The organism is Shinella sp. GW821-FHT10F02, assembly GCF_058809275.1.
In genome coordinates this window covers 401,840-412,678 of record NZ_JBXASL010000008.1, presented here as the reverse complement: position 1 = coordinate 412,678, position 10,839 = coordinate 401,840, and the positions used below count along the sequence as shown (strand labels likewise).

At 55.3% G+C, this 10,839-nt stretch carries 5 protein-coding genes; 4 read left to right on the top strand and 1 reads right to left on the bottom strand.

The features are described 5' to 3' along the window. Window positions 1–285: 285 nt before the first annotated feature. Entirely contained in the window at window positions 286–2,337 is a 2,052-nt protein-coding gene (locus AC1RWL_RS25455) for a DNA/RNA non-specific endonuclease (RefSeq protein WP_493095903.1), read from the bottom strand. A gap of 240 nt (window positions 2,338–2,577) precedes the next feature. Between AC1RWL_RS25455 and AC1RWL_RS25450 the strand changes: the two genes are divergently transcribed. From AC1RWL_RS25450 to AC1RWL_RS25435, 4 genes are all read left to right on the top strand, one after another. After that, entirely contained in the window at window positions 2,578–3,699 is a 1,122-nt protein-coding gene (locus AC1RWL_RS25450; RefSeq protein ID WP_493095902.1) for a trypsin-like peptidase domain-containing protein, read from the top strand. A 112-nt stretch (window positions 3,700–3,811) separates the two neighbouring features. Continuing rightward, on the top strand, window positions 3,812–5,353 hold the full coding sequence (locus tag AC1RWL_RS25445) for a VMAP-C domain-containing protein (RefSeq protein ID WP_493095901.1): 1,542 nt from the start codon (window positions 3,812–3,814) through the stop codon (window positions 5,351–5,353). A gap of 10 nt (window positions 5,354–5,363) precedes the next feature. Beyond that, on the top strand, window positions 5,364–6,374 hold the full coding sequence (locus AC1RWL_RS25440) for an AAA family ATPase (RefSeq protein WP_493095900.1): 1,011 nt from the start codon (window positions 5,364–5,366) through the stop codon (window positions 6,372–6,374). Then, entirely contained in the window at window positions 6,374–10,828 is a 4,455-nt protein-coding gene (locus AC1RWL_RS25435) for an SAV_2336 N-terminal domain-related protein (protein ID WP_493095899.1), read from the top strand. The genes AC1RWL_RS25440 and AC1RWL_RS25435 overlap by 1 nt, the downstream gene beginning before the upstream one ends. The last annotated feature ends 11 nt before the right edge of the window (window positions 10,829–10,839 follow it).

The following is a 10,839-nucleotide window of genomic DNA, read 5'->3' as shown; positions in this document are numbered from 1 at the left end:
CGGGGTGGAGCAGCCCGGTAGCTCGTCAGGCTCATAACCTGAAGGCCGCAGGTTCAAATCCTGCCCCCGCAACCAGTTTCTTACGCTACACTATCCAACAATAGCCCAGAACCACGATCCAGTACGCCAAAACGCTACGATCAAACAGGCTAAATCCCCAGCGCAAAACACAAATCCCCAAAATCAGCGGGTGCAAAGCAGGGGTGGCTGCGCCTGCTTTCCGAGTGTCAATTCAATCAGCGGGCCGACCGCTGTCGGCCCGGAACTGAAATGCTCGATCAATTGTCATCGGTTCACAAACCGCACCTGTTGCAAGGCGAGCAACGGAGGATATGTGCTGTTTGGAATGCTTTCTTCCTCCGTTAACGGATCTGCATCAATGAGCGCTCCAAAATCTAGACCGCTGCGCATTTGGATCCGATGGATGGGAACCTGGACAGCGGTGCCTAATTGCGGCGATCTGAAGGCGCCAAAGGTGAATTCCTCCTCTGACGGCAGACTTTGTGTTTGATCCATCTCATAGCCGGTTGCGCAAAGCAGGTTGGTGTCGTCGTGAACAAACGCGATTACCTTCCAGAATGCGATAGGGATTCGCACGCCGTACATTTCAGGATCGGTATCGGCGAAGTACGGGCCCGTAAATACCGAGATTTTCATGTCGTCCTCGCGCGCATGCTGCAAGGCATAATCCTCAAGCGCAAGCCAAATGGGGGAGTTGAAAGCCTGCATTTGCGGGACGGCGTTTGTCACATGCATCGAATCCTCGTTGCCTCGTTGAGCGAGCGTTACGTTCCCCCAGCAGGGATCCTCTCGCCGCGTCATGTGGCCTCTGCTAAACTTAGGAGGAGTGCCGTAGCATTCTCCCATGATTTGCCATTCGCGCGGGATGCGTGGATCCCACTTCCACGGCGCGCGGGGGCCTTTCCTGGACTGTTCACCGTCGATGTTGCAGGCACTCAAGAAACACATGCGACGGGACCGGCTCATGATGACTGAGAAATGCTGGTAGCGAAGCTCGCCCTGCGATTCATCCTCTGAATCGACTACGAGGACATCATCCGCGTGGCGCTGCACACCGGGCAAATCGACGGCGAATTCGTCACCGAGAAATGCGGGCACATATCCCTTGCGGTCGGTATAGTCTGATGCCCTTGCCTCATCATAGTCGCTCGTCTCGTCGTCCTGAGCGACGGGATCGCTGGTCGGAGCGTTGACCACCACGGAGGCCGAGTTCGCATGCAAGTTTCCGAGCGATACGGTGACGGTGAGCGGTATGGTGACGGTCATACTGGGGGCCGCCACTCTCTGCGGCATATTCATGGTCGTGCGAGAAACATCCGGGCGTTTTTCCCGTCGCGACCTCGGGGATTGCGGCGTGGCGCGTCCTCCGAGCACCTCGCGGAGAAGCTTTTCGACGACATCAGCGCGCACCGCATAATTCGACTTCAGGAAGCTTCCACTGAAGTGTAGCCCTAACGCAGTCCCCTCGGTAAGATCCAAGACAACCGAACCGGAATTGCCACCGAGCGTCGTGCAATTGTGCCATAAGCGGGTGGGCTCGACCCGTGTCACATTTCCGGGGGCAAGCCGCTTCTTATTGTAGACTTTGCCGTAGATGCGCTCCATCAGATCCGGCTCAGATATACGGCTGTCATAGGCCGGGTAGCCAATGACCGCGACGCTCTCTGTCGGTTCGATCTTTGTCGCCAATCGTATCGGTCTGGCGAGCTTTTGATCGCCTGAAATCCTCTCGATTTCAAAAAACGCAATGTCGGGTCCTTCCTTGCCCTCAACGTGCAGCGGCCTCGTCAGCCGGAAGACAAGCGCTCTGCTATTGCCAATTTCCTGAAGGAAGTCGGTGTTCGCGGAAATGCGTCCCAAGGCGCCCATAGCGAAGTCGAAGGTCTCGCCTTTGCGGACCACAAATTCAGACGCGACGTGACGATTGGTGACCAAGACATTCTCGGCAACCAGCCACCCCGTTCCGATCCAGTCCAATCCTGCGCCGACGAGGTTTATGCGACCAACAGCTGGGATCGCCGCGTCGAGCAGCGACCGAGCATTACTCAGCCGGTCTCGCCAGATTTCGCTGTCAGCTTGATCGACAAAGTCTAATTGCGTGACATTTTCCTGGATCGCTAGAACAGGGCGCTCGCGCCGCATTGCGATGCTTTCATTCTCGAAAGCTGCTTCGATCGCTTCGGTTGATGGAGGCTTGGCGAACCCTTCCGTATAGGTGTCGCGGTCGGCGCTCTCCTCGGCAATCCTCGGGTCGCCAATTTTAACCGACTCTCTAAAGCGGCGCAGGCGCTCTAACTGCTCCAGCAACGTGCTCATCTTGTTCCCCTAATGCCGCCGACCATGTTGCGCGAATACCGCGAACAAATTACAATAAATCTATCTTTGAGCGCAAATAGACTCTTGCGCAACAAGCTTGGGAATCAGCAATATGTCTTATGCTGACTGTCCAGTATTCGAAGTCTGAAACGAGTACTGACGAGGCTAGATTACACTCGGTGGCGACAATGGACTGTTCGCCTCTGCGTCGAAACGGATATCGGGAAGCATTACCAATGGGTGGTGATCGTGTTTTTTGATATTGAGGAACTGCATGAGATCCAACGACAAGCTGTTCAGGCTGGTCTTCATAACAAGCGCAGCTTATTGATGGCCGGTATTCTGCCAGAATATGTCGCTATGCTCGAAATATCAGATCGACCAAGTGAGCAGGTCCTTCTTGATCTTCAGATCATGAACGACCCTGAGCCCATAGTTGGTGGGGTCGTTCCGTTGGAGCGGTGGCTCCGCAACGCGGCCTTCGCAACGAGCATGTTCCCGACGAGACAAAAATTCTTTCGCGAACGCGCTGATCGCGTTGAAAAGCATAAAGTTGAGCAGGTCGACCCCACGCCGCCGGCGACGGTAGCCGAACGCGTTCTTTTTGACAGCGAACTCTTGCCGGTGGGTTTTCTTGCCGGAGCGTTGCGGACATCAGCCGCAGTTGCCAGGCTGACTGTCACCCGGTTTGAGGACGGCGAAGCGCGAAAGCAACCGTATTCAAACGAGCAAATGCAATATTTCGGAACTGCGTGGCTACTTGGCCCCAAACACCTCATTACGAATTATCATGTGGTTGACGCCCGCAGCCAAGGAGAGGAGCGTGCGGCGAAGGCTGATTTTGAGTTACAGGGACAAAGACTGGAAGTTCTGTTCGACTACGATCAAGACAACGTACAGGGTGAGAAGGTAAAGACGCTTGGCGTGAAAGCATCGAACGCAATGCTCGACTACGCTGTGCTTGAACTCGAACGCAGCATGGTGAATCGTTCGGTGCTGCCACTTTGGGGAAATCCCTTGGAGTTTGTAGGAGCCGAGCGGCTGCCGGTGAACATTATCCAACACCCGGCCGGCGCGCCAAAGCAGTTGGCGATCCGCAACAATCTCGCGGCCGCGATGCAGAAAGGCGATCTTGCCTACTTTACGGATACTGACGGCGGGTCTTCAGGCGCACCAGTGTGTAACGATAATTGGCAGGTGATTGCACTTCACAAGGCCGCGACCATGTCGCTCGGGAAATTCAACTATCAAGGCAAGGAAACTGTGTGGGTGAATATCGGCACTATGATGCACCGGATCGTCGATGACCTGAGGACCAACAATCCCGGTCTTTGGGCCGAGATCGGCGCAATTCTCGTGTAGGACAGTGGCGAACCATGTCTGCAAATCATTCTACCGCAGCCCGCGACCGCCGAAGTGACCGTGGAGGCAGTGTTTTGAGCGGGCATAATGGATGGGGGTTCAAGTACGGTCAATGATCTTACACCTTGAGGATATCGAGAAAATTCATAGACAGGCGATTAAAGCCGGTTTGGAAGACAAACGTACCATGCTGATGGCGGGTATCGCGCCTCAGTATGTCGCGGCTCTAGTGAAACATGACTCGCCGCTCAATCAGCTCCACCTCGATCTCCTTGCGATGAACTCGACCATTGAGCCGCTTGTTGATGGAGTTTTGCCGCTCGAACAGTGGCTGAAGAACGCTGCCTACAAGGCCGAGCCATTTCTCAATAGACGGAAATTCTTCGACGAGTTCGCAAAGAAAGTCCGCGATATCGTGCAGGAATCGCGCTCGGCTGAAGACCACTTTGTAGAGACAACTTCGCCGTCGGATCGAAAGTCGGTCTCCAGTTTGACTCCGCTGGCAGCGAGCCTGCTTGGATTGCTGAAAAAAATAAGTGTCCATAACGCCCTCCTCTACCGGGTCTATCTGCGATCGCTGCCGGACCCGACGCGAGAAGTGGGAGATGTTTCGATAGAACGTTGGCTGCAAGACTTAGGTGATAGCCGAGGGAGGACGGAGTCTTCCCCCAGTCCGCTGATTGAGTTCGGCGAGCGCTTGGCGCGGGAACTGAATAACCTGAAGCTCAAAAACTGGGTATGCGACGCGACAAGTAACGCCCTTAACGAACGCGCATCTCTCTTTGCCGTCTTGGACGCGGAACAACTGGCCCAGCGCCCCAAGGCTGCGCTTTTTCTCGAGTTCGGCGATACGAAAATCGACGGCACCACGGAGCTAAGCTGGTGGATCCAAGCCCCTGATCCGGACCTGTGCTCAACAAGAGACGTCGCTGTGGTAAACGGCGATCTGAGCGCCAGCGTTGCCAAGCTGTTACCCTCGATTCTCGAGGAAGCCGAACGAAAGGTGGGTCATCGATATGAGTTGGTCGTCAGTCTTGTCGTGCCCGACAGGCTGTTGTCCAGCGACCTTGAATCCGTGAAAATCGAGCTTGAAGAGGATGGATTGGTGGGAGATCCCATGCCTCTGAATAGCCGATATCCCGTTACGCTGCATTGGAGCCGGCGTGCGAAAGCGAAAGCGGGAGGCGCGGGCGGGCCGATCAATTCCTGGAAGAGGGCCCTTACGACTCTCATACCCCGGATCGAAGCCGGAGGGAGCGCGATCGTCGAATGGCTGGAGAAATCCGAATGCGAGGATAGCTATCAGCGTTTCGTCGAAGTGACGGACAGATTGCTTTTGGCGCATGGCACCGCGGTCTGGGTCGGCCTTGGCCATATCGACATGAACATGGATCGAGCTGCCGCCGAGGTCGTCGGCTGTCTACGAGCGGGGGTACCATGTTTCTTCTGGCTTTCGCAATCGCCACCCATCGATGCCGATATCCGTAGCCACATTTATGAATTATTCAAGGTCTTAAAAGCCAGCGATGCGCCCATGCGTATCGGCAAGCTGCGCAAGGCGGCAAAGAACAGCGATCTCGTTTCTTCGATCCATATTGTCTGGGACATGCCGGACCATCTGCCTGCGGCGCAATTCCTCGAGTCCCCATTTTGACGGAGTGTATATGAAAGAGGTTTCTAAAGCGAATTGGCAAATCTACCTTGGGGACCATGAAGAGCGCTCGGACCTGAAGATGCCCGAACCGCCTCCATGGCGCCCCCGACGCTCCACCGAGCCGTTAGCCCGTTCAGGTGATGAGCTCAGAGCGCCTCTTTCGGCGGCAACTCGCGCGAAGGGGAAAACATATCAAGCGGACCCCGACGTACGGCAAACCGTAAATGCCGCATTGCACCTTCGACGTCCACTTCTGATCACCGGAGGCCCCGGAACGGGAAAGTCCTCACTCATCGATGCAGTAGCACTCGAGCTTCAACTCGGAGAGCCATTACGGTGGCCAGTGACGTCACGCAGCACCCTCCGCGAAGCGCTTTATAGTTACGATGCGATCGGCCGCGTCCAGCGTGGCGGGGACACTAAGGGAGCAGATAAGGATCTCGATATCGGTGACTTCATTGAACTGGGTCCTCTTGGCACAGCGATGCTACCAGCGATGCGACCGCGCGCGCTGCTCATCGATGAGATCGACAAGGCCGATATCGATCTGCCAAACGATTTGCTCAACGTGATCGAGGAGGGCAGTTTTCACATCCCCGAACTCAGCAGACTGGGTAAGGCAAGCATGCATGTGCGGATTTTCGGCGGCCAGGATCGCGTAGAAATCGTAGATGGCAGGGTTTCGAGCTACGAGTTTCCCTTCGTTGTAATGACGAGCAATGGCGAGCGCGACTTTCCGCCGGCCTTCCTGCGGCGATGTGTGCAGTTGAGGATGCCGGATCCATGCGATGACCCTGCGCGCTTGAAAGCAATTGTCACCGCCCATCTGGGTCAGGAAAAAACGGAGAAAGCGACCAGATTGATCGAGGAGTTTGTCGGGCGCGCCGCAACTGGTGAGGTGCTCGCGACCGACCAGTTATTGAACGCTATCCAGCTGGTTTTGGGGGCCTATGCGATGGACGAAAATGACCGGGAAGCGATCGTCAAACGCCTTACTGCTGGATTGGGTAGGAAGGCCTAATGATTGCCACCCTGGTAAGCGCATTGCGGGCCGCCGGACTTGCCGCCACGATCGAGGACGTTGAACAAATCCTTTGGCTCGCCGAGCGTCTACCTGCCAGTCGTGGTGGCAATGTGCTTGCTGTTGAGAAGCATCCAGTCAATCCATTGGACGAGGCCCGCAGCCCGACGGAGGGACGTCGGTCCGACGCGCCTGTCCAGGTGAGCCCCTACGAAAAAAATGTGGACATACCCAAATTTGCGTCGACCCCATTGTTTTCGGCGCAGACGCAAGGCAGCGTGTCCGCATCGGTCTTACAGGTACCGGGAGTCACCGCGATCTCGGACCTCAACGGCTTGCGGCGCGCATTGCGACCTTTGTCACGCCGAGTGCCCTCCCGCTGGAGGCGCACGCTTGACGAAGAGGAAACCGCCGCCCGCGCTGCTGAAACCGGGATTTGGTACCCCTTTTATCGCCCAATGCGTGAGCGATGGCTCGATCTCAGCCTTGTCGTTGACGGATCTCCATCGATGGATCTCTGGGCTGAGACCCTAGACGATTTTAAACGGCAGCTACGCAGCCAGGGCGGTTTCAAGAGCATCACCGAGTACCGCCTCCCCGAACGGCCGGGTGTAGCCGTGTCTCCTTCCGGTAGGAGAGGCAGTGATTCAATCGCCCGTCGTTTGGATCGCAATCAGCAGCATGTCGTCTTTTTTATAACCGACGGAACAGGTTTCCGCTGGCGCGACGGCTCGGCGCAGGACTTCATTCGGGAGCTTGGACATTCCGCAGCGGTCAGCATTATTCAACTGCTTCCGCGCCGTTCCTGGCGCCATAGCTCGGTGGGCGAGCCAGAACTTGAGATATTCGCCGAACGTCCGGGCGATACCAATGCGCGTTTGAAAGTCGTCGCCCGTGACGAGCTGGACGACACTGATGTCGTGGACTTAATGTTCGTGCCGGTGATTGGGCTGGATACGGCAACATTGGGACAATGGGCGAGGATGATGACCGCCCGTGGCGGCACTGCCATACCCGGCTTGGCCATCCCCGCTTCGCTTGCCGCGGTGCCGTCGATTTCAGATGCGGCATCTGACGCTCGCGGCGCGTTGGGAGAAGCGAAAATCTCTGCGAAGGCCAGAGTTGCTCGTTATCGCCACATGGCGTCACGTAGCGCGTATGACCTTGCGGTCTTCATGTCTGTTCCGGATCCTCTCACCGTGCCGGTGATGCGTCTCGTCCAGCGGGTGATGTTGCCGGATACCGGTATTCAGGAACTTGCAGAGTTTTTCCTTGGAGGGCTAATCGAGAAGCAATCAGGAGACGGCAATGTCGGAGAAGCGGTCTATCGCCTTGCGAGCGGTGTGCGCGAGGAACTCACGCGGTCCCTCCGATATAGCGAGGAGACAAAAATCAGCACGCAGCTTCGCGCGGTCGGCGAGTATCTCGAGAATGCGGAAGGCTCCAGCTTTGCGGCTTATTTTCCTTCCCCTACCGGCCGACAACGGTTGACTGAATGGAGCCTGCCATTTGGGACAGTGTCTCGTGAAGCGCTGCACGGCGGGCTGGTCGAGCGACACCCAGAAGAAAACACCTCTTGGCCACCACCGGAATTCCCTGGTTCTTTCGATACTGTGCCGGAACCCGATGGACTCAATGAAACCAAACGCCCGAACCGCTCTTTGCTCTACACATTTGCATCGCTGTCAGACCTTTCTGACCTGCCCGCTGTAGTAAAGATACTATGGGTCGACGATATTCCCTCCAACAACATCTACGCAAAGGACCGGTTCCAAAAGGAGCTAGGTGCCGAGTGTACAATCGCTGTGAGTACAGCAGAAGCGCTCGAACTTTTGTCCGGCACAGTAGAGTTTGACGTCATAATTACAGATATGGGGCGACCGGAAGGCGACGAGGCAGGCATGGATCTGTTCGCCGCAATACGAAAGATGGGGATCGGCATACCCGTCATCATTTGCGCCGCACGGTGGGTCACGAGCGCGAGAAACAGGAAGCGCGCGCACGACGCCGGATTTTTCGGAACGACTAACGATGGCGAGGAGCTATTCAGGTTGGTACTTGAGGCTTCCCAACCCTCGGAAGCACGCACCTTCATTCGACACTATGTCAGGGTACTCGCTGACTCGGATATCTTCCGACTGAAATATCTTAATTTTCTGCAGTTATCGCCCGAGGAAGCTGCAGCGCGGATTTCGAGCTTTGAACTCGGTGTAGATGAAGATGAAATCCCTCAGGCTCTGGTTGAGTTTGTCAGCGCGATCTCACAGAGCGAATACGTCCAATTGTTTACACTCGCACCCGACCGCCTTCCCTTGGTCGCTTCAGTAGTCGCGTCCGGGTTTACCAACTACAAGGCCGCATCTTTCGATGGTCTAATTGGGAAAGCGGCCAAGACCGGACAGCTCGTCTGGGCTCCAGACGTCTCCAAACAAGGCAACTATATCAATGCTGAGCGATCAACCAAGTCAGAACTTGTCATTCCGAGAACAGTCGGAAGCGACACGTTTGTCATCAATATTGAGCGAGCAGTGTCCAATGCATATTCGGAGGTCCAGATAAATTGGCTTTCCGATTTCATCAATTCATTTCCATTTCCTGGGGCCAATCCGCATGCTGAAGAGAGCCCGCGCGCCTCATTGAAGCCCCCGCGTATTCTGGTGGCGGGGACCGGCACTTTCGCGCTACCGGTGTCAGTACAGTTGTTGGCCAACGAGTTGGGCGTTTTTCTCGCCGAGAATGATATGCACCTTGTCGCTGGTGGCTGGCCAGGTGTGGACCATGTCGTTAGTCGTAGCTTCACCGACAGGATGGTGGAGTTGGGAAAAAGCCCCAGAGACCATTTCACCCAACTTCTCGAGCCTGGCAAAAAAAGTGACTTCACGATTGACGGTGCTAGCACCGTTGTCGTGCACGATTGGGCAGTCGATTCGATCAAACAGGCAGACGCCCTCGTAATGATCGGTGGCGTTGGCGGCACTTACGAAATCTATAAGGCGGCGTTGGCAAAGTCAAAACCTGTCGTTCCGATCGCGGGCTCTGGCGGCGATGCTGCCAAGGCTGCACAAGAACTCGAATCTCTCGGACAGCTCAACCTCGGCGTGGCTACAGGCTTCTTGTCCATGGCAGTGGATAACGATATTCGCTCCAAAATTGTGATCGATTCTGTTGTCGATCGTCTCAAACGTTTCACCGATCCTGCTGCGCAAGAGCGTTATCGCTGGATGATCGCCACCTTGCTCGCTTTATCGGACGGGAGCAGTCCACCAAAGCATGGAGAGGTCAACTCTCCAATCGCCAATCATCTTCTTTCCCTATTGGAAGCCCTTCCGGAACGAACAGATGCATACGGGCCACGCCCGATTGACCTCGCCACTGTCGATCAAGCAGCTCAGGCGCTCGAAGAATTCGCCAGACAAAGGCCGCGGACACTTGCCGCCATTTACTTTGATCTCCCGCTCTTGGATCTAGAGCGGCCGCGGGACATGAGTATCCCCGCAGCCATTGTGAAAGCGTTGACCCGGGGAGACGGATTTTCCAACTTCGTTCAATATTTTACAGCGTTTGTCCAAGGCGAGGCTCTGTTGCGAGGACACATCGCGCAGCTTGAGACCATCGTCCGTTCAGGCGCCTTGCGCGACGGCCAGTTAGCAGAACTGCTTTCATTCATATCGAATATGCGCCGCACAAACTCGAACTATTTCGATGCCCCTCGCGTGTACGATTTGGGTCTGGCAATAGGGATCAATACTTTCCGTCATTTTCCATCGATTCAACAATCGGCTGAAGATGCGCACGTATTTCGCGATTGGATGGCTGACTCGAGAGGTGGTGCAATCGACGAGGAAAAATGTTATTTGCTCTCGGGAGAAGTGGAAAGAGATCGAATTCTCGAGCGCTTGGCATATTTCAGGTCTGATTTCGATGAATTCTCGAAGTCTGGTGGCCGACTTAGACGTGCATATGTTTACATCTCATCTCATTTCGCACGCGGCGCGGATTCCCTTTCAATTTTAGCCTCCGATGCGTCGGTCGGCTCGAATTCCGGTAAATTGGACCTCGCTGAGATCGGCTTGTATTTTGACCAGTTTGAAGAACTGGTGATGATCGTTGACGCTGTGCGACAGTTGCAGATCCCGCCCGACAGCCAAGTAACGCAGACATTTTCCTATCCAGTCAGTCCCAGCCGACCTTCGCAGCGGTCGGTCTTGATGATTATGACGCGAATGGAGGAAACGAAACGGTCCTATACGTCGATACTTCTCGATGGACTACGAGGCCGGGCTTCAGGTGAAAACGGGAACGTGACCGTGGATGATCTTGATCGATATGTGAGGAAACAGTACGTCCGATGGAATACGTCGAATATCGAGCAGTATCCTGAAATCGTGACACGCAATAGGGGCGAGAGTCTGATCTTAAATCAAGCGCCAGCAGGTCGTGATCTTTTCGCTTAGGGTCTGTTCAA